Origin of the sequence: Natrarchaeobius oligotrophus (assembly GCF_003841465.1) — an archaeon.
GTDB classification, from domain to species: Archaea; Halobacteriota; Halobacteria; order Halobacteriales; family Natrialbaceae; genus Natrarchaeobius; species Natrarchaeobius oligotrophus.
In genome coordinates this window covers 1-23,623 of the sequence record NZ_REFZ01000021.1, presented here as the reverse complement: position 1 = coordinate 23,623, position 23,623 = coordinate 1, and the positions used below count along the sequence as shown (strand labels likewise).

22 protein-coding genes and 2 tRNA genes are annotated in these 23,623 nt (G+C 64.2%); 10 read left to right on the top strand and 14 right to left on the bottom strand.

Annotated elements, in window-relative coordinates; translation table 11 throughout:
* Window positions 1-432 precede the first annotated feature (432 nt).
* Window positions 433-507, bottom strand: a tRNA-Val gene (locus EA472_RS19245).
* 173 nt (window positions 508-680) lie between these two features.
* Between EA472_RS19245 and trpD the strand changes: the two genes are divergently transcribed.
* The 4 genes from trpD to trpG are packed head-to-tail and all read left to right on the top strand — an operon-like array spanning window position 681 to window position 4,829.
* Window positions 681-1,697: an anthranilate phosphoribosyltransferase gene (gene trpD, locus EA472_RS19240; RefSeq protein ID WP_124193131.1), complete on the top strand. Its 1,017-nt coding sequence runs from the start codon at window positions 681-683 to the stop codon at window positions 1,695-1,697.
* Window positions 1,694-2,353, top strand: coding sequence for a phosphoribosylanthranilate isomerase (locus tag EA472_RS19235; RefSeq protein WP_124193130.1), 660 nt, complete (start codon window positions 1,694-1,696; stop codon window positions 2,351-2,353). The genes trpD and EA472_RS19235 overlap by 4 nt, the downstream gene beginning before the upstream one ends.
* Before the next feature lie 5 nt (window positions 2,354-2,358).
* Entirely contained in the window at window positions 2,359-4,173 is a 1,815-nt protein-coding gene (trpE, locus tag EA472_RS19230) for an anthranilate synthase component I (RefSeq protein WP_124193129.1), read from the top strand.
* Window positions 4,170-4,829, top strand: coding sequence for an anthranilate synthase component II (gene trpG, locus EA472_RS19225; protein WP_124193128.1), 660 nt, complete (start codon window positions 4,170-4,172; stop codon window positions 4,827-4,829). The genes trpE and trpG overlap by 4 nt, the downstream gene beginning before the upstream one ends.
* Before the next feature lie 52 nt (window positions 4,830-4,881).
* Here the strand turns inward: trpG and EA472_RS22660 are convergent, their stop codons facing one another.
* Window positions 4,882-5,058 (bottom strand): hypothetical protein, encoded by a 177-nt coding sequence (locus EA472_RS22660; protein ID WP_165874944.1) that lies wholly within the window; start codon window positions 5,056-5,058, stop codon window positions 4,882-4,884.
* Window positions 5,059-5,478: 420 nt separating this feature from the next.
* Between EA472_RS22660 and EA472_RS19220 the strand changes: the two genes are divergently transcribed.
* Window positions 5,479-8,610: an adenosylcobalamin-dependent ribonucleoside-diphosphate reductase gene (locus EA472_RS19220; RefSeq protein WP_124193127.1), complete on the top strand. Its 3,132-nt coding sequence runs from the start codon at window positions 5,479-5,481 to the stop codon at window positions 8,608-8,610.
* Window positions 8,611-8,693: 83 nt separating this feature from the next.
* On the top strand, window positions 8,694-8,876 hold the full coding sequence (locus tag EA472_RS19215; RefSeq protein WP_124193126.1) for an HVO_2523 family zinc finger protein: 183 nt from the start codon (window positions 8,694-8,696) through the stop codon (window positions 8,874-8,876).
* Window positions 8,877-8,918: 42 nt separating this feature from the next.
* On the opposite strand, the gene EA472_RS19210 is transcribed toward EA472_RS19215, so the two are convergent.
* Window positions 8,919-9,656, bottom strand: a complete 738-nt coding sequence (locus EA472_RS19210; protein WP_124193125.1) for a TVP38/TMEM64 family protein — start codon at window positions 9,654-9,656, stop codon at window positions 8,919-8,921.
* A gap of 92 nt (window positions 9,657-9,748) precedes the next feature.
* Between EA472_RS19210 and EA472_RS19205 the strand changes: the two genes are divergently transcribed.
* Window positions 9,749-10,135, top strand: coding sequence for a DUF5830 family protein (locus tag EA472_RS19205; protein WP_124193124.1), 387 nt, complete (start codon window positions 9,749-9,751; stop codon window positions 10,133-10,135).
* A 27-nt stretch (window positions 10,136-10,162) separates the two neighbouring features.
* Here the strand turns inward: EA472_RS19205 and EA472_RS19200 are convergent, their stop codons facing one another.
* Entirely contained in the window at window positions 10,163-11,284 is a 1,122-nt protein-coding gene (locus tag EA472_RS19200) for a DUF7115 domain-containing protein (RefSeq protein WP_124193123.1), read from the bottom strand.
* A gap of 103 nt (window positions 11,285-11,387) precedes the next feature.
* Here EA472_RS19200 and EA472_RS22655 point away from each other — a divergent pair.
* A tRNA-Met gene (locus EA472_RS22655) sits at window positions 11,388-11,538 on the top strand.
* An 834-nt stretch (window positions 11,539-12,372) separates the two neighbouring features.
* Window positions 12,373-12,714 carry a HalOD1 output domain-containing protein gene (locus tag EA472_RS19190; protein WP_124193121.1) on the top strand — a complete coding sequence of 114 codons (342 nt, stop codon included), beginning with the start codon at window positions 12,373-12,375 and terminating at the stop codon, window positions 12,712-12,714.
* Here the strand turns inward: EA472_RS19190 and EA472_RS23560 are convergent.
* Window positions 12,699-13,070, bottom strand: coding sequence for a DUF7344 domain-containing protein (locus EA472_RS23560; RefSeq protein ID WP_449289235.1), 372 nt, complete (start codon window positions 13,068-13,070; stop codon window positions 12,699-12,701). The two genes, EA472_RS19190 and EA472_RS23560, sit on opposite strands and share 16 nt — an antisense overlap.
* 234 nt (window positions 13,071-13,304) lie before the next feature.
* Between EA472_RS23560 and EA472_RS23105 the strand changes: the two genes are divergently transcribed.
* Complete coding sequence (locus EA472_RS23105) at window positions 13,305-13,475, top strand: hypothetical protein (protein ID WP_243637907.1); 171 nt, start codon at window positions 13,305-13,307, stop codon at window positions 13,473-13,475.
* Window positions 13,476-13,792: 317 nt separating this feature from the next.
* On the opposite strand, the gene EA472_RS19180 is transcribed toward EA472_RS23105, so the two are convergent.
* The 9 genes from EA472_RS19180 to EA472_RS19140 form a co-directional block, all read right to left on the bottom strand.
* The gene (locus EA472_RS19180) at window positions 13,793-14,881 is read right to left on the bottom strand and encodes a patatin-like phospholipase family protein (RefSeq protein WP_124193120.1); all 1,089 of its coding nucleotides are present in this window, start codon (window positions 14,879-14,881) and stop codon (window positions 13,793-13,795) included.
* Window positions 14,874-15,737 (bottom strand): SDR family NAD(P)-dependent oxidoreductase, encoded by an 864-nt coding sequence (locus EA472_RS19175; protein WP_124193119.1) that lies wholly within the window; start codon window positions 15,735-15,737, stop codon window positions 14,874-14,876. The genes EA472_RS19180 and EA472_RS19175 overlap by 8 nt, the downstream gene beginning before the upstream one ends.
* Window positions 15,738-15,826: 89 nt before the next feature.
* Window positions 15,827-16,234: a hypothetical protein gene (locus tag EA472_RS19170; protein ID WP_124193118.1), complete on the bottom strand. Its 408-nt coding sequence runs from the start codon at window positions 16,232-16,234 to the stop codon at window positions 15,827-15,829.
* A 150-nt stretch (window positions 16,235-16,384) separates the two neighbouring features.
* A complete protein-coding gene (locus EA472_RS19165) occupies window positions 16,385-16,921 on the bottom strand; it encodes a cupredoxin domain-containing protein (RefSeq protein WP_124193117.1) in 537 nt (178 codons plus the stop codon).
* A 352-nt stretch (window positions 16,922-17,273) separates the two neighbouring features.
* The gene (locus tag EA472_RS19160; RefSeq protein ID WP_124193116.1) at window positions 17,274-18,464 is read right to left on the bottom strand and encodes an MFS transporter; all 1,191 of its coding nucleotides are present in this window, start codon (window positions 18,462-18,464) and stop codon (window positions 17,274-17,276) included.
* Between the two features lie 717 nt (window positions 18,465-19,181).
* Window positions 19,182-19,562 carry a RidA family protein gene (locus EA472_RS19155; RefSeq protein WP_124193115.1) on the bottom strand — a complete coding sequence of 127 codons (381 nt, stop codon included), beginning with the start codon at window positions 19,560-19,562 and terminating at the stop codon, window positions 19,182-19,184.
* A 63-nt stretch (window positions 19,563-19,625) separates the two neighbouring features.
* The gene (locus EA472_RS19150) at window positions 19,626-20,177 is read right to left on the bottom strand and encodes a hypothetical protein (protein ID WP_124193114.1); all 552 of its coding nucleotides are present in this window, start codon (window positions 20,175-20,177) and stop codon (window positions 19,626-19,628) included.
* Between the two features lie 278 nt (window positions 20,178-20,455).
* Window positions 20,456-20,755, bottom strand: a complete 300-nt coding sequence (locus EA472_RS19145) for a HalOD1 output domain-containing protein (protein ID WP_124193113.1) — start codon at window positions 20,753-20,755, stop codon at window positions 20,456-20,458.
* 114 nt (window positions 20,756-20,869) lie between these two features.
* Window positions 20,870-23,623: GAF domain-containing protein (locus tag EA472_RS19140; protein WP_124193112.1), on the bottom strand; the 2,754-nt coding region annotated here is incomplete at its 5' end.

The following is a 23,623-nucleotide window of genomic DNA, read 5'->3' as shown; positions in this document are numbered from 1 at the left end:
AGGCGCTGCGCTCTTCGAGTGTGTTCCGTCGAAGATGAGGTGAGCCAGATTGCACTCCGCTCGAGAATCTGGGCCTTCGGCGCGGAAACTCGGTCTCGTTCAAACTGCGTAACGTCGCGAGTTTGCTGTCGCAGCAAAAGTAGGCGGATGACAGATCTGAACCTCGCCGAGACGTTCCGGGTCGCTCACTTCGTTCGCTTCCCGGGCTGCGACTCGTCTGGTTCAAATCTGCTCAACGTCACGATCCCGTCGCTCACGGGTTTGTTCGTGACAGAACGAGTGGGTTGGGGCAGATTTGAACCAACGGAAGACGTTCTTGCTCGCTCGCTTCGCTCGCTGTGCGAGCTGCGACTTCCTGGGTTCAAAATCTTCCCGTCCCAATTTCTGACGGAACGACGACTCGCTCCGCTCGTCGATTTGTTCCGTCAGAAATGGGTTGGGGCAGATTTGAACTGCCGGCCTCCTCCATGTCAAGGAGGTGTCATAACCAGACTAGACCACCAACCCGCCTGGCTCGCGGCGCGGCGCCACGTTGTGTGCACTCGGTGGTAGCCCGCCACCGTAATTGAAGGTTTCGAATCGGTTGCAGCACGCGGGTAGACACCACGGCACCTCCGATACGCTTAACTTGATGCACTCATTTGGACATTGTAAGACAACTACGTACATTGGTGAGCACTATGCAGGAGTACGTCGAACGAGTGACGGACGGGAACGATCTGACGCAATCGGACGCTCGAGCGGCCTCGTCGGCCGTTTTCGAGGAGGCGACGCCGGCACAGATCGGCGCGCTGCTGGCGGGGTTGCGCGCGAAAGGAGAGACGGAAGCCGAGATCGCCGGCTTCGCGGAAGGGATGCGAGAGGCCGCGCGGACGATCTCGCCCGACCGCGAGCCGCTGGTCGACACCTGCGGAACCGGCGGGGACGACTACGACACGATCAACGTCTCGACCACCAGCGCGATCGTCGCCGCCGGGGCGGGCGTTCCGGTCGCGAAACACGGGAACTACTCGGTCTCCTCGTCTTCTGGCAGCGCGGACGTCCTGGAGGAAGTGGGCGTCAACGTCGAGGCCGAGCCGCCGGCCGTCGAGGAGGCGATCGAGCGCGACGGCATCGGCTTCATGCTCGCGCCGGTGTTTCACCCGGCGATGAAGGCCGTCATCGGCCCCCGAAGAGAGCTCGGAATGCGGACGATCTTCAACGTACTCGGCCCGCTGACGAACCCGGCCGGGGCGAACGCGCAGGTCGTCGGCGTCTACGACCCCGACCTCGTTTCCGTCCTCGCTGACGCGCTCGCTCGAATGGACGTCGAGCGAGCGCTGGTCGTCCACGGTTCGGGGACGGACGAGATCGCCATCCACGGCGAGACGACCGTAGCCGAAGTCACCGGTGCCGAGGTCGAACAGTACGTCCTCGAGCCGGCCGACCTCGGTCTCGACTCCCACTCGATCGGGGACATCGCGGGCGGCTCTCCCGAGGAAAACGCCGCCGACATGCGCGGAATCGTCGCGGGCGACGTGGCGGGTGCGAAACGCGACGTCATCCTCGCGAACGCCGGCGCTGCGATCTACGTCGCCGGCGAAGCCCCCTCGATCGAGGAGGGAGCGGCGCTGGCCGCCGAGGCGATCGACGTCGGCGACGCGGCCGCGAAACTCGAGGACCTCCGGCGCGTCGCGCCCGAACTGGAGGGACGATGACGCGTGTGAAAATCTGTGGACTCACCACCGAAGCGGACCTCGAGATAGCCGTCGACGCCGGCGCGGACGCCGTCGGCGTCATCGCGGACGTCCCGGTCGACACGCCGCGCGACGTGTCGACCGACCGCGCGGCGACGTTAGTCGCGAGCGCGCCGCCGTTCGTAACCACCGTCCTCGTCACGATGGCGCGCTCGTCCGATCCCGACCGAATCACCGACCTCGTCTCGGCGGTCGAGCCCGACGTCCTCCAGCTCCACGGCGTCCTCGAACTCGACGATCCCGACGACCTCGCCGCGCGCATCGACCGTGAGTTCGTCGCGGCGATCGACGCCGACGAGGTGACCGAGGCCGCCCGATTCGACGACCTCGTCGACGCCTTTCTCGTCGACACGCCCGCTGCCGACGGCGGCGGCGGGACGGGCCGAACGCACGACTGGGACCGAACCCGGGCGGCCGCCGACTCCCTCGAGTCGCCGACGATTCTGGCCGGCGGACTGACGCCGGAGAACGTCGCCGAGGCCGTTCGAACGGTCGAGCCGTTCGCCGTCGACGTCGCCAGCGGCGTCGAAGCGACGGGCGGCGTCAAAGACGACGACGCGGTGCGGTCGTTCGTCGCACGCGCCAAAGCCGCCAGATCGGCGGAACCGATTCCGTGACTACAATGAACGAATCCGAGCAACCACCGACGGAGACGGACTCGAACGAGCGAACGGAACGGTTCGAAGGGGCGTCGACGGTCGATGTCGACCGCGAATCGTTTCGCGAAGGCGCGGCGGGCGAGCGGCCGGTCGTCGTCCGGGTCGCCGCGACGCTCGATTGCGAGACGACCCCGCTCGCGGCGTACGCCGCCCTCACCGGCCGCTCGTCGGAGAGCAACCGCGACCGGTCGCCGTACGCGTTCCTGCTCGAGAGCGCGGAGAAGACCGCCTCGAGCGATCCCGACGGCGCGTTTCGGCCGAGTTCGGCCGGGGCCGAACGCCACGCTCGCTACTCCTACGTCGGGTACGATCCGGCGGCCGTCGTCACGGTCGGTCCTGACGGAACGACCGTCGACGCACTCTCCGATCGAGCGCCCCTCGAGTCGATCGACGTCGACGAATCGGGCGACGTCGTCGACGCGCTTCGGGCCGCCATGCCCGACGTTCGACTGGCGAACTTTCCCGACCGCGACCGCCAGCACCTCGAGGGCGGACTCGTCGGATTTCTCGCCTACGACGCCGTCTACGACCTCTGGCTCGAGGAGGTCGGCGTCGAGCGTCCCGAGTCGCGCTTTCCCGACGCGCAGTTCGTCCTGACGACGAAGACGCTCGCGTTCGACGAACGCGACGGGACGGTGTCGCTCGTCTGCACGCCGATCCTCTCGGCGGACGACGATGCCGACGCGGTGTACGACGAGGTCCTCGCGGAGGTCGAATCGGTCGAACGCACCCTCCACGGGGCGAGTCGGCCGGAGACGAACGGCTTCGTGCGCGAGGCCGAGACGGCGGGTCCGCGAGCCGACTACGAGGAGAGCGTCAGGCGGGCGAAAGAGCACGTCCTCGACGGCGACATCTACCAGGGGGTCGTCTCCCGAAAGCGGGAGCTGTACGGCGACGTCGATCCGCTCGGCCTCTACGAGGCGATGCGCGAGGTGAACCCCTCGCCGTACATGTACCTGCTCGAGCACGACGATCTGACCGTCGTCGGAGCCAGCCCGGAGACGCTGATCTCCGTCCGCGGACGCGAGGTCATGTCGAACCCGATCGCCGGCACCTGCGACCGCGGGACGAGTCCCGTCGAGGATCGTCGCCTCGCGGGAGAGATGCTCGCGGACGGGAAAGAGCGAGCCGAGCACACGATGCTGGTCGACCTCGCGAGAAACGACGTTCGCCGCGTCTCGGAGGCCGGCACGGTCCGCGTCGACGAGTTCATGAACGTCCTCAAGTACAGCCACGTCCAGCACATCGAGTCGACGGTGACGGGACGGCTCGCGGCCGACGCCGACGCGTTCGACGCCACGCGCGCGTCGTTCCCGGCCGGGACGCTCTCCGGTGCGCCGAAGATCCGCGCGATGGAGATCATCGACGAACTCGAGTCCGAACCCCGCGGCCTCTACGGCGGCGGCGTCGGCTACTACTCCTGGACCGGCGACGCCGACTTCGCGATCGTCATTCGGACGGCGACGGTAGAGAAGAGCACTGTGGCACCCACCGCCAAACCGGGAGCGGAGACCGACGATCGGCGAGCAGACGGCGACTGCGACCGGATCACCGTCCAGGCCGGCGCCGGACTCGTCGCCGACAGCGACCCGACCGCGGAGTACGAGGAGACCGAAAAGAAGATGGGCGGCGTCCTGGCGGCGCTCGAGCGGATCGAGCGGACGGACGGCGGCGAAATCGAGGAGTCGTCCGAGTCGGGAGATCGCGATTTAGACGGCGGGGACGATCGCAGTGACGGAGAGGACGACCTCGAGACGACGCCGGAGGTGAGTCGATGAGCGGGCGACCGGCGAACGAACCGACGAGCGAACGATCGGTCGCCGAACCCGGAGGTGACGCGGAGCCGATCCGCGTCCTGTTCGTCGACAACTACGACTCCTTTACGTACAACCTCGTGGAGTACGTCAGCCAGCTTCCCGGAACCGAAACCGAGGTGGTGAAGAACACGGCCTCGCTCGAGGCGATCCGCGCGGCCGATCCCGACGCGATCGTCATCAGTCCGGGACCGGGCCACCCGAAGCACGACCGCGACGTCGGCGTCACGATGGACGTGCTGCGCGAGCTCAGTCCCGACGTCCCCACGCTCGGCGTCTGTCTTGGGCTCGAGGCGGCCGTCTACGAGTACGGCGGCACGATCGGGCGAGCGCCGGAGCCGATCCACGGCAAGGCGTCGTCGGTCGACCACGACGGCGAGGGCGTCTTCGCCGGCCTGGCACAGGGCTTTCGCGCGGGGCGGTACCACTCGCTCGTCGCGACCGAGGTCCCGGACTGTTTCGCGGTGACGGCGACGGCAGACCACGACGGCACGGAACTGGTCATGGGCGTCCGCCACCGCGAACACCCCATCGAAGCCGTCCAGTTCCATCCGGAGAGCGTGCTCACTGCGGTCGGTCACGACGTGATAGAGAACTTCCTCGAGTCGGTGCGCGGATGAGCGACGACGGGACCGAACCCGCCGCTCGTTCGTCCCGGTGAATCGATCCGATCTAGAACGGCAAGCCGACGAATCCGGTCGCATAAAGCGCCGCGAGGACGACGGCGGCGACGATTCCGACCCGAATCGCGAGTTTGATCGCGATCTTGATCGCGACGACGACGACGGCGAACGCGGCCAGCGCTGCGAGGGCGAGCAGGATCGTTCCCGAGGACAGTGGATCGAGCATACCTGGCCCCTCGTAGCGAACCGACGTAATCTTTCTGGATGTCGTGACTGACGGGTTCGGTGAGAGGTCGAACCGGAACGCGAGCCGGTGTGAAAGAGAAAATCGACGGACTGCGCTGAGTCCGGCGGCCGAGGGCCGTCCACTTTCACGGTCCTCTGAAAATCGTTAAGACCATCCGCCTCGTACGGTCTAACAGAGAGGAACGCGGCCCGCTCGCGGGCCGCCGTTCGCCGAACAGGAGACGCCACAGAGCCATCTTTGAAACCGAATTTGGTGTAGTACAAGAAAAATAGGACAGATAGAACAGCTTTATGAGGAATGAATGAATACCAGACCTTCGTCACGAATGATGAGAGTCAGGTCCACTACGCGCGCCAGAATCGACGTACGACGGCGGAATCAGACTGACGGAGGGCGCGCATGAGCGAACGCGACCTCTCCGCGGCGGAGCTGACGCTTCCAATCAAGCGCACCGAGGGTGAGACGCTGGAGGAGCGACTGACTGCCAACGCCTACCACAACATCCTTCCCGCGCGGTATCTCCGCAAGGACGCGGACGGCGAACTCGTCGAGGAACAGGAGGACCTCTTCGAGCGCGTCGGCAAGAACATCGCGCTGGCCGAGGCCGTCTACGAGGCCGAAAAGCACGACCTCGAGATCACGGTCACTCCCGATCAGCTCAAGCCGGACCATCCCCGCCGAGACGAACTCGCAGCGGAGGTCTTCGGAGCGGGTGTCACGGCGGATGACGGCGAAGCGGAGACGACTCTCACCGAGCACAACGTCAACAAGTTCGCCTACGAAACGATCGTTCCCGAACTTCCCGAGGAGGTCCGCGATCACGTCGAGGACGTCTCGGAGACGTTCGTCGAGGGGATGGAGACGCTGTCGTTCATGCCGAACTCGCCCACCCTGATGAACGCGGGCGACGAACTCCAGCAGCTCTCGGCGTGTTTCGTCATGAGTCCCGACGACGACCTCTCGGACATTCACGAAACCGCGAAAAAAGCGGCGGAAGTCTTCCAGTCCGGCGGCGGCGTCGGCTACGGCTTCTGGCAACTGCGTCCCTACGGCGACTCTGTCGGTTCGACGGGCGGCATCGCCTCCGGTCCGATCACCTTCATGCGGACCTACGACCAGCTCTGTGAGACCATCGCACAGGGAGGCACCCGACGCGGTGCCCAGATGGGCATCATGCGCGTCTCCCATCCCGACGTCATCGAGTTCATCCACGCGAAGAACAAGGACGTCTCGCTGGCGCACACGCTCCGGCTGAACGACCCCGACGACTACACCTACACCACCTTCTCCGAAGCGCTCGAGGAAGCGCGCGAGCTGATCGACGAGGACGGGCGCGTTCCCAAGCACCTCCGAAACGCCGTCGAGGGCCACCTCTCGAATTTCAACATCTCCGTCGGCGTCACCGACGCGTTCATGGAGGCGCTCCAGAACGGCGAGGAGTACACGTTCACCAACCCGCGAACCGACGAACCGCATATCGCCACCGAAGAGACCAAGGAGATGTACAGCCGCTACGACCTCGGCGAGCACGTCGAAGTCGGTGAGGAGCTGTCGATCCCCGCCGAACTCGTCTGGGAGCGCATCGTCGAGGGCGCACACGAAAACGGCGAACCCGGCGTCATCTATCTCGAGCGAGTGAACAAGGAACACTCCTTCGACGTCGAAGAAGAATCCGATCATAGAATCCTTGCAACAAACCCCTGCGGCGAACAGCCGCTCGAGGAACACGAGGCCTGTAATCTCGGTCACATCAACCTCTCGACGGTCGCGGACTTCGACGCGCCGGACTGGCGCGTCTGGTCCGACGAACACGGCGACGAGTACGACTCCCACGAAGCCGCCATCGAGGCCTTCCTCGAGGAGGCAATCGACTACGAAGAGTTCGACGAACGCATCGAGTACGGCACGCGCTTCCTCGAGAACGTCGTCACGATGTCCGATTTCCCCGTCGAGGAGATCGAGCGGACGGTCAGGGACATGCGCAAGATCGGCCTCGGCATCATGGGGCTCGCACAGCTGTACATCCAGCTTGGCATCAAGTACGGCAGCGAGGAGGGCAACGAGGTCGCCCGCCAGCTGATGACCCACATCAACCACGGCGCGAAAGCGACGAGTCACGAACTCGCCAGAGAACGCGGCTCGTTCAACGATTGGGAGGACTCGAAGTACGCCGACCCGACCGAGTACCGCGAGTGGTTCGAACACCAGACCGGCGAGGACGCCGACGACTGGGCCGAGGGCTTCCCCATCCGCAACCACAACGTGACGACCATCGCGCCGACCGGGACCACCTCGATGGTCGGCAACACAACCGGCGGCTGCGAACCCATCTACAACGTCGCCTACTACAAGAACGTCACCGACGACGTCCAGGGCGACGAGATGCTCGTCGAGTTCGACGACTACTTCCTGCGGGTGCTCGAGGCCAACGACATCGACGTCGACGCCGTCAAAGAGGAGGCCCAAGAGCAGATGGCCACGAACCAGTTCGAGGGCGTCGAGGGGCTCTCGACGGTGCCGAACTCGATCGGTGAACTGTTCGTCATCACGAGCGACCTCTCGGCGAAACAGCACGCCGCCGTCCAGTGTGCCTGCCAGGAGGGCGTCGACTCCGCTATCTCGAAGACGGTCAACGCGCCCAACGACTCCTCGCTCGAGGACGCAAAGGACGTCTTCGAGTGGGTGTACGAACACGGCGGCAAGGGCGTCACCTACTACCGCGACGGCACCCGCTCGAAGCAGGTGCTGACCACGCGCGCGGACAACGCCGACTTCGCCGACGAAACCGAAGCCGCGGCGGCGCTGGTCGAACAGATCGACGAGATCTTCGGCGGCCTCGCGGCCTTCCTCGAGAGCGAGGACGTCCGCGACGTGCTCGAGGAAGACGTCGACTCGCTGGTCGGCGACGGTCCGGTCGAGGTCGACTTCACGGAAAAGCGCGACCGTCCCGACGCGCTCCAGGGCGTCAGCCAGCGCATCGACACCGGCTACGGCAAGGTGTACGTGACGATCAACGAGGATCCCGAGACCGGCCAGCCGTTCGAGCTGTTCGCGAACATCGGCCACTCCGGCGGGTTCACCAACTCCTTCACCGAGGCGCTCGCCAAGGTCATCTCGACCTCGCTGCGGTCGGGCGTCGATCCCGAGGAGATCGTCGACGAACTCTGTGGAACTCGTTCACCGAAGGTCGCCTGGGACAAAGGCGAGCAGATCCAGTCGATCCCCGACGCCATCGGCACCGCGATGCGCCGATACCTCGCCGACGAGATTGACAAACCGTACCCGACCCAGCAGACCCTCGAGGAGTCGGCAGACGCCGGCGAGATCGAGTACGACGGACCCCAGACCGACGGCGGCGCTGCTGCGGTCGAAGGAGGGAACGCGGGACCGCGTGAGAGCGTCGACGACGACGCGACCCAGGACCTGATCGACGCCGGCGAGTCCCCCGAGTGTCCCGAGTGCGGCGCGCTGTCGCTGTACTTCTCCGAAGGCTGCAAGACCTGCGAGTCCTGCGGCTGGAGCGAGTGCTGAGGTCGGTCGACGACGGGCGCACGTGTTCGATCGTTCCGGTCGGCACCACCACACTTAGCACCGCTCGCGCGAAACGAGCGGATATGGCACCGAACGGTGGCGGGGACGGCTCGAGCGAGCTACCGAGTGCGAGTTCCGCCTCGCCGGACGACGGCTCGTCCGCACCGGCCTGTCCGCACTGTCAGGCGCCGCTGTACAAGCGCCACTGCAAGTACGTCTGTCCACAACACGGCGTCGTCATCGACTGCAGCGATCCGTTTCGGTGATCGATTTCTCTCGGCTGTGCTCGTCTCGCGGCTCGCCGCTCGCTACGTGTCGACGGAGCGAGGCGGCTCGTTCGCGTGACGACGCGACCGGATCGTGCGGTAGGCGGGACCGGCGAGCAACAGCGCGGCCGCGAGCCCGCAAGCGACTCCCAGCGCGAGACCCAGTTCGCCGAGTCCGCCGGCCGTGACGGTCGCCGCGGACGCCCCGACGACCACCGCCGCGACCGTCCACGGCAGTTCGCCGACGACCGTTCCGGCCACGAAGTGACGGAGTTTGATCCCGCTCACCGCCGCCGCACACGTCGAGACGTCCGACGGAATCGGGACGAGCCGAGACGCCACGACGCCGCGTATCGGCCCCGCCGTCCGGTAGTATCGCGCGACGCCGTCTCCCAGCCGCTCGAGCGGATTTCGACCGGCCGCGTCGCCGTCGGTTTCACAGCGGCGAGCGCCGTCGGTCGCGGCGAACCTGCGGGCGACGAGAAAGACCGGCACGACGCTCGCCACGACGCCGACGAGCGCGACCGGTACGCCGAGTGCGACGCCGTATCCGTAGCCGACGACGACGGCGAGGGGCGTCGTCGGCCAGGCGAACAGCGGTCGAACGAGGTAGAGTCCGGCGACGACGACGCCGAACACGAGCGGATCGCCCGCGAGCGACTCGAACGAACCGAAAGCCGCTTCGGGGGAGACGAGCAATCCGGCGGCGACGACCGCGGCCACCGCGACCGCCCCGCCGATCGCTCGCGTCGAGGCGGACCGGGCAGGCGAAACCGACATCGCCCCGAGTTTTTCCTCGAGTGCCGAAGCTTTTGTGTCTCGCTCCCGGACCGGCACAACGTTTATTCGTTCCGGGCGGACAGCACCTATCGATGGGGAGAGAGGACACTGCCGGTCCCAGCGGTGGCGACGAGCGGGTCGAACTCGGACTCGCGCTGCTCAAACGCCTCGAGCACGAGTCGCTCTCGCTGGCCGACGTCGTCGACCGCATCGAGACGGTCACGTCCGATCCGACGGTGACGCGGACGATACTCGACGAGGCCGAACTTCGCGGTATCATCGAGCGAGAGGACGGGATCGTCCGTCCGAAGAGCCGACAGTACGTCCGCTTCGGCGAAGAAGTGATCACGAAAGAGGGGGAGTTCTCCTGTCGACGCTGTGGCTCCGGTCTCTCGACGGGGTACTTCATCGACCTGGACGCGGGAGAACTGGGGCCGTTCGGGTCCTCGTGTATCCGAAAAGTGACTGGACGCGAGTGAGTTCTCGGACGGCGCTCGAGAGCCGTCCTATCGTCCCTGCTTGAGCTCCGCGATCAGCTGTTCGATCGTCCGCTGTTGTTGCTCGAGGAGGTCGTTCTGGCGCTCGACCGCGTCCTCGAGCGTCGCGACGCGCTCGAGGAGTTCGGATTCGAGGTCGGCGTCGGGGGCCGACTCCGCGGCCGGATCGGGATCGGGCGACGATCGCTCGATGGAACCGGCCGACGACTCTTCGAAGACGTCGCCGGTCTCGACGGGGGTTCGCTGTCTCGTCTCGCCCGCGCTCGATGTCGGGACTGATTCTGGTTCCGTTCGCTCGGAACCGTCTCGAGCGTCGTCGGCCGACGGCCGCTGGTGTGCGTCGATCGAGTCGGGAATCGCCGACTCGGCGGCGGCCGACGCCTCGGTCTCGGCGCGTTCCCGTTCGTCCGGTTCCGCCGGCTCGGTGTCGAGCGGATCGACGCCGTCGCCGAAGTCCATCGACGGCGCGGGACCGTCGTCGGTCGGCTCGTCCTCGCCGACTCTCTCGTTGAGTTCGGCCAGCGAATCCACGTCGTGGTACTCGAACAGCGCACGTTCGAGTCGTTCGCGAAGGTCGTTCGCTTCCTCGTTGGGCGCTTTGATTCGCTGGGGACGACCGTCGGCCGTAAGAACGATCTGGGTCGCGACGCTCCCGTCTTCGAACGCGAGGTTCGTCACGTCGCCGAAGTGGTACTCCTCGTAATCCTCGTCCCAGACCGCACCGCCGATGTGTTTGACCAGCCGCTCGCTGGTGATGATCAGCGTCAGTTCGCTGAATCGGTAGGTCTGGACGACGGTCTCGCCCGGCTCGGTGATGTCGTTGCCGTTCAGCACGCCGGCGAGCACCGGGTGTAACGCCGCGTCGGTTTTTCCGGCGGGAACCGAGAACTCGCGGCTGCCGTCGAGGGCGTACTCGAGGGTGAACTTGGTCTTTCGTCGCCCCTCCGAGAGGGTGAGTCGGTCCGCGTCGTGGGGGAATTCGTCGACCGATTCGTCGCTCAGGAGCCCTTCCGCACGGTAGACGAGCGTGCGCGTCGGAGTGATGAAGAGTTCGTCTTCGCCGCCGAGAGAGACTCGCGCTGCGATGTCCTCGTCAGTGAGAGTAGACTGGACGATGCCGGGAACGCTCATGAGGCGGTAGTTCGTATGGCCTCGTGATAAATCCGTGGGTCCCCGTTACACGGCGGCGCGGAATAAGAAGCTTAAAGAAACGCACCGCTCTACGGGAGAACGAGCCCGGGTGGCTTAGCTGGACATAGCGCCGCACTCATAGGGTTCAGAGATTCGGTGCGGTTTCGCCTTGGAAGCCTCCGTGTCCCTCGAGGACTGCCGAGCCTCGAACCTGGGACATGCGGAGATCGAGGGTTCGGAGCCCTCCCCGGGCATTTTGCCACTGGAGTCACGAACGAAGTAAGTGACGACGCTGCAAAATGCCCGGGGAGGCGGAGAACCCGGTGGTCGTCACCGAGCGAAGCGAGGTGAGGGCAGGAAAGACGAACGAAGTGAGTCTTTCCGTGGTTCGGAGCCCTCCCCGGGAACCCACCAAATTATTTGCATTCTCGCGTAAATACTCCTTCTCATCGGGGAATTGGCGCGGGATTCTCTACTTCAGGTAGTGATACAAATCAACCACATATTGCGGTAGTGACGGCCAACCGGGGTGTCGCTGCACGAGCGGGCGGTCCTACGAAGGCGCTCCGTTCGACGGCACCGTCCAGTACATCACCGAGCGTCCGGAGCTCGAGAAGGAAGCCGAGGACGTCGTCTACGCGACCGGTACCTTCTCCACGATGCAAATCGGGTGCTGTCAAGGCTCACCCCTCGGCTACTGCCAAACAAGCTTTCAATAAGTACGGCTCAAATTACCCTGCCTGACGATCTCGAAGGCGTCTCACCACGTGCAAAACTTGCGTACATTGCGTGAAGAAGGTCAACTACCGCGCAATACACTTGCCGACCGACTACAATTTGCAGACAGCACACTACAATACGCTTTGGATCAACTCCTCGAGACAGGCCTTGTCGAAGGACGTTCCGTTTGTAATGATGCACGCCACTCACGATATGCACTCTACTCCGACGATCGATCTTCGATGTCGTCGAGGGACCGTTCGAGCATTACTAATGGTATTTTTCTACTGGCCTCGAATCCCTATGAGTTATATATCCAGATGCTGACGATGGATTACGCTGGTTGTTGGTAACAGCCAACATTCACAATGAACAGGGGTAATCAATTAGATTTCGTCGGATACGATCCGTCGACCGACGAAGCTTATCTGATATATGATCGTGAAAAAGATTACTCATTACCAATAGCAATCGTCAAAGGAATCGCTGCTTTAACTGGCGAACAAGCCGAAGAAATTCCCCCGCTGCATTCAGTTGTAAATCCAGACGCGCTTGATGCGCTATTCGAACCGCTAGCCGAAGAAAATGAACGTCCCCTGGGAAAAGTATCCTTCGAGTATTATGGTTTCGAAATTTCAGTCTATGCATCCGACGTTATTTGCATTAACACTTCACGTGCGGATTTCGATTCGGATCATCCAAGATCGTGAGAGGAAACGAGCTCTAAGCATTGTTCAACTACTGGATCGCGGTGGTATCGGATTGTCTCGTGTCTGTTGTCGTATTCGATAATATCAAATTCGATAAGTTTTGGGAGATGTTGATGCCGTAGTTCGATTTGCAATGAATCCTTGTCAGCGTCCGAATCGGGTAATCCATTTACAATAAATTCACAGACCTCCTCTGTATCTGCTGTGCGAGTGGTTTCAATTCGGAAGTAATGTAGCAAATAACGACGGTTCTGATCAGCCAGTAGTTCAAATGCTGCTGATGGACTCAGACAGTCTTCGTTGGTCTCGAGCGTGATGCATTCCTTGGACCCGTCTGATGTACTGGGAGATCCCATAGCCTGTGGAATTCAACGGGGTGTATGTTAATTGTTGGCAAATGGAAATCATCCTACTAACACTTACTCTCTTGGTTCGCCATAGAATCGACTCGAAATTCGAGTCTATCTATTTGTTTGTTATGCATTCATCGCAATAAGGAAAACGCACGTCACGCAAAGGGGCGTCGAGTCGGCGGCCGCGGTCGTCGACGATGACCACGTCTGCCCTGCAGCGTCGCTTTTCTCCAGCCCGTGTCCACAACGTCACCACACCCCACCGACGAACACGTTTCGCCGCAACGAGCGTTCGATCGACTCGTCTGGCACAACCCGAGGATCTGTAACGGTTGCTTCGAGCACAGCAAAGAGATCGAGGAGGCGACCTTCAGCGGCGGCGTCTCCGATCACGACGTCCAGGAGTAACCGGACTCCGCAGGCGGCCCTCGAGTCGGACGAACGGATCGTCACGTCCGTCGACGGTGCGACGAGGACCGCACCGGGACGATCCCGGCACCGCCAGGACCCACTCTGGCCAGCAGCGGACGTCGATCACCCGGACGACCTGTCGGTTCTGCGTTCGAGTCGGGTGCTGGGCCGACGACGAGACGCTGTGGAAGGTCCAGGCGGTTCGGTCAGTGAGTTTTTCCGTGGTTCGGAATCCTCCCCGAGAACGCGTTCGGCAACCGTCGCCGTTGGCAACGACAACGGACGATATCCGACGGGTACGGCCCCAGGCCCTTTCACCGTCCGTTTAGGAACGCCGCCGCACGCGTCTCTCCACGCTCCCACAGCCCCTCGAGGAACTCGGGCGATCGGTCGAGCTTGGTCGATGCGTGGTGGCGATCGGGTAGCTGGAGTCGGTGGACGTCGATCCGTTCGAACCGATCTTCGGGGAGATAGCCCCGGTCGAGCCAGTGGTTGACGTACTCGACGAACCGCAGTTCCTGGTTGAGCGAGAGGTTCCCCGCGAGTTCGTTGCGGCGGTCGACGATGTCGTCGAGTGATCGGGGAACCCCCTCGCGGCGCTGCGGGTTGATCTGGATCACCCACAACTCCTCGGGCTTGCGGTCCGGCGGCAGGTGCAGGAGGTCCTTGACCGGCGGATTCTGCGAGAAGATCCCGTCCCAGTGGAGCGTACCGTGGACCTCGACGCCCTCGAACAGCGTCGGGACGGCCGCCGACGCGAGCACGGCTCGAGGAGTCACTTCTTCGTTGACGAACGTCTCGAACTCCCCTTCCTGGACGTCGACGGTGCCGACGACGAGTTCGGGCGTGTCGTACCCACAGAGGTCCGGGATGGCGTCGAAATCGATGTGTCGCTCCAGAGTATCGACGATGCGTTCCTGTCCGATCCGGGAGCCGGGGTTCAGGTACGGACTCACTCGGGGGATGCCGAGGCCGACGCTCTCCAGTCGCGACCAGGCTACGACGCCGTCGTTGACGACCCGGTCGAAGACGTCGTCGGCGACCAGGTCGTCCCAGATGGCCTCGAGGAGTTCGACCGAGCGGTCGGCGTCTGCGGTCACGAGGCCGTACCAGGCGGCGAGCGCGTTGAACGCGCCGCCGGAGGTCCCGCTGATCCCGACGAGATCGTACTCGTGGTCTTCCCACTCGCCCAGGAGGCCCGCGAGGACGCCGCCGGTGAAGGCGGTATGGCTGCCGCCGCCCTGGCAGGCGATGGCCACCGTCGTCGGGTCGGAGCCGCCGTCGGTGGTCGAGGATAGTTTCTCCTCAGCCGCCGGCGTGCCGTCGTCAGCCGATTCCTCGGCACGCGTCGGTTCCGGGTCGTCCGCGGGCGGACCGCCACTCGTCGGCGCGTTCTCACTCATAGCTGGTCGTGTAACCGCCGTCCCAGAGCAGGTCGCCGCCGTTCAGGTGCTTTCCGTGGCGGGAGAAACCGAACGTGAAGAGATTTGCGACCTCCACCGGGGTGAGTAGTTCACGAGCGCGCGCCTGCCCGAGCATCACGTCCTCGACGACCTCGCGCTCCGTGATGCCCCGTTTCTCGGCGATGTCCTCGATCTGATCGATCATCAGGGGCGTCAAGACGTAGCCAACACTGACGGTGAACGAGCGGAGCGTTCCCTCCCCTTCCGCTGCAATCGCCTTCGTCAGCCCGTGGAGGCCGTGCTTTGCGGTGACGTATGCGGCCTTGTCCCGGGTGGCGTAGTGGCCGTGGACCGAGGACATGTTGGCGATGGCACCGACGCCGTCGTCGGTGTCGCGAATGTGCGGTGTGGCGAGCTTCGAGACGAGAAACGGCGCCCGGAGCATGAGGTCCATCAGGAGGTCGTACCGGTCCATCGGAAAGTCGGCGATCGACGCGATGTGTTGCATTCCGGCGACGTTCGCGACGTATCGCAGGTCGCCGCGTGCAGACGCCGCCTCGACCATCGACTCGGCGTCACCGTCGTCCGTCAGGTCGGTCCGGACGGGGACGAACGCTCCCGGCGGCTCGAATTCGCCGATCTCGTCGGCGGTCGTCTCGAGTCCATCACCGTCGACGTCCGCCCCGACGACGGTGAGCCCGTTCGAGGCGAGGGCGATCGCGGTCGCTTCGCCGATTCCGGAGGCCGCCCCCGTCACGATCGCGACGGAATCGGTCGTGAAATGCGGATCGTCGAGCTGGAGGACGTCTCCGGGGGCCACCGTCGGCTCGTCCAGGGTAAATCCGGCGTCGGACATGAGTGCGTGTTCACGATCGATTCGAGAGACGGTAATCGTTCTGTCTCCGTGAGCAACGTCGCCAGTGCGGCGTTGTCCGTCCGATTTCATCACCAACGACCGTCGGAGTGAGACTCAATCCAGGTAATCCAGTCGAGATCAGGCAGAAGACCCGCCAGTACCGGCTCTCCGAGCACCAACAGGAGCACGTTGTTGATCACCAACATCGCGTATAGCGCTACCACCGCGACCAGGAACTGGAAATCGAGGGGACGAGGCAGGAAGTTGCCGGCGATCACGACGATTCCGGCGTAACACAGGGCGGCCAGAACGACGCCGGCCAGTCCGAACAGCCCGTAAAAGTAGTTCGTGACGGGATTGAGTTCCGTGGCGTACGGCACGACGAAAAAGAGCGCGGCGGCGACCATATCGACGAACCACAGCGCCAGAAACGTCAGGCGGACCTCTCGAGATCCGGGCGGATCGAGCCGAGCGTCTACAATTGCGTCTACGTTCATCTCAGTACGTACGAGAGGTCGTCAGCGAGAGTAACGGTTGGCCTTGAGAGAGACGGTAGTGCTACGGAATCGCACCCTGACGCGTGGGTCGACCTCGCCGCGACGGCGAGAAAAGCGGACGTTCGGACGCGACCGAGAACGAGCCGTCGACTACTGAACGTCGATGTCCCCGACCATCGTGTTCTGGTGGGGTTCGCAGATGTAGGTAGTCATCTCGTCGGTGACCTCGTCGATCTCGAGCGTCTGCGTCTCCCCTTCCTCGTCTACGATTTCGGTTTCGTAGTCGTCGACGACCTCGTCGTCGTCGTTTCGAATTTCGATGTTGTGGCCGACGCCGTCGAGGTTCTCCCACGTGATCTCGTAGGATTCCCCCTCTTGCAGCGCGAGCGTCGGATTCTCTTCGTCGGCGATCGCCTCCGGTTCCTGTCCCTGCCAGGCCTGTGTCTCGCCACCGAGCATGATCTCTTCGCCCGGCTCGATCGCGTCTCCATCTTCGCCGTTTTCGGCTCCGTCCTCCTCGGTATCGGCTCCGTCCTCCTCGTCAGGCGGTTCTTCGCCGTCGCCGTTGCCGTTTCCGTTGCCGTTACCGGGGCCGGCATCGCCACAACCCGCCAGAAATGCCGCCGCAACGCCGGCGCTCCCGAGTCGAAGCGTCTTCCGTCGCGATAGTGGATCGTCTAGTGACATGGGTTCCCGAAAGGGTACCGCATCGAGTTATATAAGCCGCTGGCAGGCAGTGTCAGGCTGGTGACTGACGGAGTTATGTGAAAAACTCAGGGGAGAGGGGCGGTTTTAGCTGATCGTCTTTCCGTATGTCATTACAGAATATCTTTCGTGCGAGGCGGGATATCCTCGAGCCGTACTGACGGTGCCCGTCGTTCGTTCGTCGGACGGTTAACGCGGAATCGCCGTGCGACGAGCGAATGATTCGTCCGGATTGTCGTCCCGACGGGGCCGCAGACGGGTCGCGGTTTCACCGGAAATGGGCGAGACGGCAGACCGCATCACGCGGGAACGTTCGGTTCGGCGCGGCGAGCGCTCAGTCGATCGTTCCCGTTCGGGCGGGCTCGAACGCGGTTCCGAGTATCACGAGGAAGACGCTCACGACGCAGAGGGCAACGAACGACGGAACGTAACTACCGGTGAGGTCCCGGACGCTCCCGACGATCGACGGGCCGAACGCCGAGATCACGTAGCCGATCCCCATCGCCATCGTCGCGAGTCGGTCGGTAGCCTGACCGTCCGGTGCGAGGTCGACGGGAAGCGTGAGCGCGATCGCGAACAGGCCGCCGCTTCCGGTTCCCAGCGCGATCACGACGAGCCACGGAGAGAGGTGGGGCGCGAGCGCGATCGCGATCGCGCCGACGGCCGTGATCGCGCCCATTCCGAGAATCCAGGGCCGCCGATCGTCGAACCGATCGCCCAGCAGCGTGAACAGCCCCATGCCGATCGGCTGTGCGAGCAGAAACACCGTCAGCAGGAAGCCGGCCGACGTTTCGGTCCAGCCGAGCGCGACGTACCGCGGTGCCAGCCAGGTGAGCCCGGAGTAGAAGATCGTCGACGTGCCGACGAAAAAGAGCGTCACCGACCACGCGAGCGGGCTTCGCCACGGGAGCCGTCGCCGGCCGTCGGACGATTTTCCGGGGCGGTCGTCGCCCTCGCGAACCAGCGGCACGAGCACGACCGCCGCGAGGACCGCGAGCAGGCTCCAGACGGCGAGCGAGAGCGTCCAGGAGTTCGCGAACTGGTAGATCGGAGCCGCGAACCCCGCGGCCAGGATCGCACCGATCGCGAGGCTGATCGAGTAGACTCCGGTCGCGAAGGCGGTTCGTTCGGGAAAGTACTCGCCGACCAGCGCCGGCAACAGCGTCTGGCCGACGGCGATCGCGATGCCGACGACGACGGTCGTCGCGAACAGGACGGCGGTGCTGTGGCCGGCGATCCGGGCGGCCGTCGCCAGACCCACGAAGACGATCGCCCAAAACAGCCCCCGCTCGCGACCGTACCGCGCGACTCGAGGCGTCAAAAACGCGAACAGTCCCATACAGAACATCGGAATCGTCGTCAGGAGGCTCACGGCCGTGTACGAAAGCGCCAGGTCGGCACGGATCACCTCGAGAACCGGCGGGACGGACGCGATCGCCGGCCGAAGGTTGATCGCCGCCAGCACGAACGCGGTCAGAACGAGCAGTCCCGACAGGCGGCGATCGACGGTGGCACCTTCCGTCATCGTCCCTTCGTCTCCCCCCGACGTTCCGTCGGGCACGACAGTCGAGCGCGTCTCGTCGCCGCGACTCGTCGATTCGGATCGGTCTCCGCTCGACGCCCGAACTGCGGCCGTCTCATACGCCACTATGAATAGTCAGCATACAAAAATTTCGCGTTGGCGGATCGTGATACCTGAATGTACGGTTATCGGTCCGACACGTCGACCCGCTGCCGGGAGCGGAGCCGCCACTACCGAGTCCGTTCTCGGAGCGTGGCTGGCGTAGACGACGGAGCCAACCGTCGAACGACCGGCGATGGTAGCAGGCGTCGATCGCGCTGGAGTACCGCGTCGAAAATGTATCAATGTCGCATCTCTTCTGACAGGGCTGTAGTGTCTGGATAATTATTATTTTCGGATCGGGCAGTATCCTTTAGTAAGCTCGCGGAGAACGTTCGTGTGCTTCCGCTCGGAAGCAATGTATGTGGCGGGTGGTAACCGGTAGGTGGTCGATCCGTCACATACATGCGCACCTTGCGGTGCAGTAGTCAGTTCGTGCGCGGGCCATTTATGCGTAATTGACAGCGAAGTAAGTTGATCCGCGTCGGTAACGGCGAGGGAGTCGATCGGCCGCCGTCGACGCTGGGGCGAATCGCCGCTCACGCGGTCGACTCTCCGCCAGTGTCGCCACGGCTGCGAGCGGGTTTCGGTTCCGCCGGTACGTCGGTACGCCAACCCGTATCAGTCCCGATCGACGACCGCGATCGCTTCGATCTCGACGAGGATGTCGCCCACGAGCCCGCCCACTTCGACGGCCGAGCGAGCGGGGTACGGTTCGGGAACGATCGTTTCGTACGCCTCGTTCATCCCGTCGAAATCGGCGATGTCCGCGAGAAACACCTGCGTCTTGACGACGTCGTCGAGCGACGCGTCGGCTTCGTTCAGTACGGACTCGAGGTTCTCGAGGACCGCCTCCGTCTGCGTTTCGACGTCGTCGCCGAGGATCCGTCCGCTGTCTGGTTCTTGCGGAACCTGTCCGGAGACGAACAGGAGGTCATCGTGTGTTACGCCCGGCGAAATCGGGACCGGTGGCGAGTGGCCCGCGGGTTCGATCGGTTTCATCGGAGACGCGTTCTCGAGGAACCGAGAAAAACGCTTCCGAACGAGCGCGTCCGTCGACGTGCCTCACGAGGCGCGTCCGTCGCCCCGGTCGTCCTCGAGACGATGGGGTGGATCGGAGCCGTCGGCGGCGACGTACTCGAGCAGTCCCGCGTAACACGCGGCGAAACTCGCGCCGAAAGCGACGAGCCCGACGAAGCTCTCCCGGTGTGGGTACGGCAGCGGTCGGTCGGCGCCGAGGACGAACTCCATCCAGAGCGGAACGCCCAGCGCGACGGCGACCACCCACAGCGCCGCGCCGTAACAGCCCCCGATCAGGACGGTCGCGAACACGGTCCAGTGAGATCCCTCGAGGCCGAGCCGCGAGACGAGGCGGCGGGGCCGACAGCACGCGACGAGCAGGACGAACCCCATCGCAGCCAGAAGCGTGTGGACGAAGTGGACGGCCCACGATTCGACCAGTCCGTCCAGTCCGTAGAGTGCGCCGACGGACGCCATTCGACCGGTCCACTGCAGGTAGCCGCCGAAGACGATCGCGGCGAGCGGAATGGAGACGATCAGGCTCGCCAGCACCTGCAGTTCGCGGACGGGCTGTGGCTGCGATCGGGTGGACGCCATCTCCGAAAACCCACCAGCGGCGGCGACTTATCAGTATCGGACGTACGGCCTCTCAACGCGACCTGATTCGGTCGGTCGGGAGAGAAACGACTCCGTAACGACGGTCAAGTCTCGACTCCGTTCGAACGGACGGCGACGCGAACCGACGGCGATCGCCTGCGCCGTCGCTCGAGGCCGATCGCGAAAAAACGAGGTGAGCGAGCGTCGTTCGGCCCGCTTTCCGGCGTTTCCGATGCAACCGCGACGCGTCCGCGGTTGCGTTAGTACGGCAATCCGTCTCAGGCTGGTTCGACCCTGATCTCGCCGTCGGCGGTCACTGTTACGACGCAGTCGTTGTATTCGAACGATACTGATCCCCCCGTTCGGAGTCCGTCCGCGCGCGGTTCGAACAGTCGTTCGAGCGCGTCGGCGTTGATCGCGTAGTGCAGCGGATCGAGTTCCGTGATATCGACGCTACAGAACGTCGCAACGGCGTCTGCTACGGCGACGCTCAGTGGTTCGTCGTCGAGTCGGTCGTACTGCACAGAAAACTGCTCCCCCGCTTTCGTGGACGGTGATTGTGAAGTCATCTCGGTCATAGGTTATACATACCCCCAGTGCGCTCAGTGGGTAGACGTCACTTACTTTGCGACTACCTGTAAAGAGCCTAATCGTTAACTATGTAACGCAGCCCATTCCCGGGGGTTAACTGATTAACCATCAGCGGACGATCCGCTCTCGAATATCGTGTCGAAGAGTTTCTGCTCGCTGAAACGGACGTGCTTGTGAAACGCCGGCGGAGAGATGTCGAGCGAGTCGGCGATCTCCTCGCCGGTCGTCCGTCGAGGCCACTCGAAAAATCCGCTGTGGTAGGCGGTCTGGACGACTTCCCGCTGTCGCTCGGTGAGCCGTTCGAGCAGTCGACTTCGGGTCGATCCGTCGAGGGCCGGAACGTCGTCGTCGGTCTGTTCGCGTCGGGCGACGAGCGTCGCCGTGATCCCCCGACGGTTGAGCGTCGACACCACTTCCCGAATGTCGACGGTCGTCGGAACGTCCACGACGGCCGATGCCGTCCCGTTCGTGGCGACGAACTCCCGGATCGTTCCGCCGTGAACGGTGACGATCGAGTCGAGAAACGGTCGCGTCACCTCGAGCTGGATCAGGGTTCGGTCGTCGGTTTCGATGATCGATCCCGCCACGATGCCGTCGACGTCGTCCAGTTCGAGCCCCGATCCGTCCGCGGGGATCGATTCGTCGACCGAGGCGAAGACGATCGTCACGTCGTCTCGGGGGGTCGACCCCTCGAAGGCGACCTGCGCGTCGAGACGGTCCGACAGCTGCGTGAGGATCGAATCTCCACCGATCTCGAGTTCGATCTCGGTTACCTCGTCGCCGAGCAAGGCGGTCTTTCGTTTGACGGCGTCGATCGTGTGGGCGATCGTCTCACCCAGCTCTGCGAGCGTCGACCGCAGGAGGTCGTCGAACGCGTCGGGCTCGTCACCGTAGATCGAGAGCACGCCGTAGAGGAACCCGTCGTAGATCAGCGGGACGGCGAACACGGACTGGAAGTTCCGCGAGAGCGCATCGGCGCGCCACGCGCCGTCGTGGACCGAGTCCGCCACGTTTTCGACGGACACCGGTTCCCTGCCGCGTGCGGCGCGCCCCGCCGGCTCCGCGGCCGAGTCGTCGACGGTCGTCACCGCGACCGACTCGAGGTAGCCGTGTTCGCGACCGGCGCTGCATCGCGGTTCGAGCTGGTTGCCGCTCGGATCCGGATCGCCGATCCAGGCCATCGAGCACGCCTCGAGGTCGGTCACGCGCTCGCAGATGCCGCGTTCGATCTCGTCGCGGGAGTCGGCCATCAGGAGGAGCTGTTCGATCTCCTGTCGCACCTCGTTCGTCTCGTTGAGCCGCTCGAGATGCGCATTTTGTCGCTTCAGCTCCCGTTCGCGGTCGTGAAGGCGCTGGGTCCGTCCGATCCGATCGAGTGCGGCTTCGGCCGTCGTGGCGAACAGCTGGGCGAGTTCGGCGGTGTTCTCGTCGAACTGCCCCGTCTCCGTAGACGCCGCGACGAGGACGCCGTGTTCGCCCAGCGGAACGTAGAGGCCGCTTCGAACGTTCGTGTCCTCGTTGTAGACGTGCTCGGATCGGCGGACGTCGTCGAAGGCGCGCGGGGAGTCGGAGACGAACGAGTTCCACGTGATGCTGCCGTCGCGCGGGCGAAGTCGCGGTGGCGATCCGGCCATCTGCTCGATGCCCGGCGAATGTGCGGCCGGGACGAGTTCGTTGTCGCGTTCGTCGAACCGGTAGACGACGGCCTCGAGGTCGAGCACGTCGGCGGCGACGTCGACGATGTACTCGCAGGCGTCCGCCTTCGACTCGACGGTCAGCAGGTGACTGGTCGCCTCGTGAAGCGCGTTCAGCGTCTCCTGGTAGTGGACGCGGTCGGTGACGTCGACGGCGATTCCGATCGTCCGCTCGACCGTTCCGGCGGTCGTGATCGGCCGACTCCACGCCTCGAAGACGCGATCTTTCAACCGTCGCTGCGTGTGGATCGGATACCCCTCGAGCGACGCCCGGAGGTCGGCGCGGATCGCCGGCTGGTCGTCGAAAACCGTCGCGATCGATTCGCCGGCCAGCCCGTCGAGGTCGACCGCGAGGTTCTCCAGCGCGCGGCCTTCGGCGAAGGTGATCGTGCCGTCGGCGTCGAGGGCGAACAGCCCGACCGGGACGTTCTCGATGAGCGCCTCGAGCCGTTCGGTTCGTTCGTCCAGTTTCCACTCGCGTTCGATTCGCTCGGTGACGTCGCGCCAGTAGACGGAGATGCCGGTCGGCGAAGGATAGATTCGCGCTTCGATCCAGGCGTCGTACGGTTCGAAGTATCCCTCGACGGTCCGGTGAGTCTGCGTCTCGAGCGCCTCGACGGACTCGCGGTGAAAGACCGAGTCCTCGAGAGTTGGAAACACCTCGAGGATGCTTCGACCCAGCAGATCGGATCGATCGAGGTCGACGTCTTCGACCGCCTGGTCGTTGAGATACGTGAATCGCCACTCCGTATCGAGCGCGAAGAACGCGTCGGTCACCCGCTCGAGCGACTCCTCGAGTTCTCGTTCGACCTGACGGGAGGCGGTAACGTCCCGGATCGAGCCGACGATACCCTCGACGACGCCGTCGCCGAAGCGGTCGGTGAACGTCGCCTCGTAGACGCGCCACCGATCGTCGCGTCGACACCGGTACTCGACGGTCGTCGCGTCCTCTTGGCCGTCTCGCAGCGAATCGAGCGCGTCGAGAACCCTCGATTGGTCGTCCGAATGGATCGGGTCGAGAACTCGAGCGCCGTCTCGCTTTTCGTCCCCGTACGGCCCGGCCGACTCGACCGTCGGCCCCGTCGCGGTGATCCGGTACTCGTCGTCGAGAACGACGATCGCGTCGGACGAGTGACCGAGCAGCGTCCGGTACCAGTCGGC

Excerpts from the sequence above, each read along its gene's own strand:
- EA472_RS19155 (WP_124193115.1), bottom strand. The coding sequence starts at position 19,562 with ATGAAACCGATCGAACCCGCGGGCCACTCGCCACCGGTCCCGATTTCG.
- trpG (WP_124193128.1), top strand. The coding sequence starts at position 4,170 with ATGAGCGGGCGACCGGCGAACGAACCGACGAGCGAACGATCGGTCGCC.
- EA472_RS19150 (WP_124193114.1), bottom strand. The coding sequence starts at position 20,177 with ATGGCGTCCACCCGATCGCAGCCACAGCCCGTCCGCGAACTGCAGGTG.
- EA472_RS19165 (WP_124193117.1), bottom strand. The coding sequence starts at position 16,921 with ATGTCACTAGACGATCCACTATCGCGACGGAAGACGCTTCGACTCGGG.
- EA472_RS19200 (WP_124193123.1), bottom strand. The coding sequence starts at position 11,284 with ATGAGCGTTCCCGGCATCGTCCAGTCTACTCTCACTGACGAGGACATC.
- EA472_RS19220 (WP_124193127.1), top strand. The coding sequence starts at position 5,479 with ATGAGCGAACGCGACCTCTCCGCGGCGGAGCTGACGCTTCCAATCAAG.
- EA472_RS19215 (WP_124193126.1), top strand. The coding sequence starts at position 8,694 with ATGGCACCGAACGGTGGCGGGGACGGCTCGAGCGAGCTACCGAGTGCG.
- trpD (WP_124193131.1), top strand. The coding sequence starts at position 681 with ATGCAGGAGTACGTCGAACGAGTGACGGACGGGAACGATCTGACGCAA.
- EA472_RS19145 (WP_124193113.1), bottom strand. The coding sequence starts at position 20,755 with ATGACCGAGATGACTTCACAATCACCGTCCACGAAAGCGGGGGAGCAG.
- EA472_RS23560 (WP_449289235.1), bottom strand. The coding sequence starts at position 13,070 with ATGGGATCTCCCAGTACATCAGACGGGTCCAAGGAATGCATCACGCTC.
- EA472_RS19205 (WP_124193124.1), top strand. The coding sequence starts at position 9,749 with ATGGGGAGAGAGGACACTGCCGGTCCCAGCGGTGGCGACGAGCGGGTC.
- EA472_RS19210 (WP_124193125.1), bottom strand. The coding sequence starts at position 9,656 with ATGTCGGTTTCGCCTGCCCGGTCCGCCTCGACGCGAGCGATCGGCGGG.
- EA472_RS19190 (WP_124193121.1), top strand. The coding sequence starts at position 12,373 with ATGAACAGGGGTAATCAATTAGATTTCGTCGGATACGATCCGTCGACC.
- EA472_RS22660 (WP_165874944.1), bottom strand. The coding sequence starts at position 5,058 with ATGCTCGATCCACTGTCCTCGGGAACGATCCTGCTCGCCCTCGCAGCG.
- EA472_RS19170 (WP_124193118.1), bottom strand. The coding sequence starts at position 16,234 with ATGAACGTAGACGCAATTGTAGACGCTCGGCTCGATCCGCCCGGATCT.
- EA472_RS19175 (WP_124193119.1), bottom strand. The coding sequence starts at position 15,737 with ATGTCCGACGCCGGATTTACCCTGGACGAGCCGACGGTGGCCCCCGGA.
- EA472_RS19235 (WP_124193130.1), top strand. The coding sequence starts at position 1,694 with ATGACGCGTGTGAAAATCTGTGGACTCACCACCGAAGCGGACCTCGAG.
- trpE (WP_124193129.1), top strand. The coding sequence starts at position 2,359 with ATGAACGAATCCGAGCAACCACCGACGGAGACGGACTCGAACGAGCGA.
- EA472_RS19160 (WP_124193116.1), bottom strand. The coding sequence starts at position 18,464 with ATGACGGAAGGTGCCACCGTCGATCGCCGCCTGTCGGGACTGCTCGTT.
- EA472_RS19180 (WP_124193120.1), bottom strand. The coding sequence starts at position 14,881 with ATGAGTGAGAACGCGCCGACGAGTGGCGGTCCGCCCGCGGACGACCCG.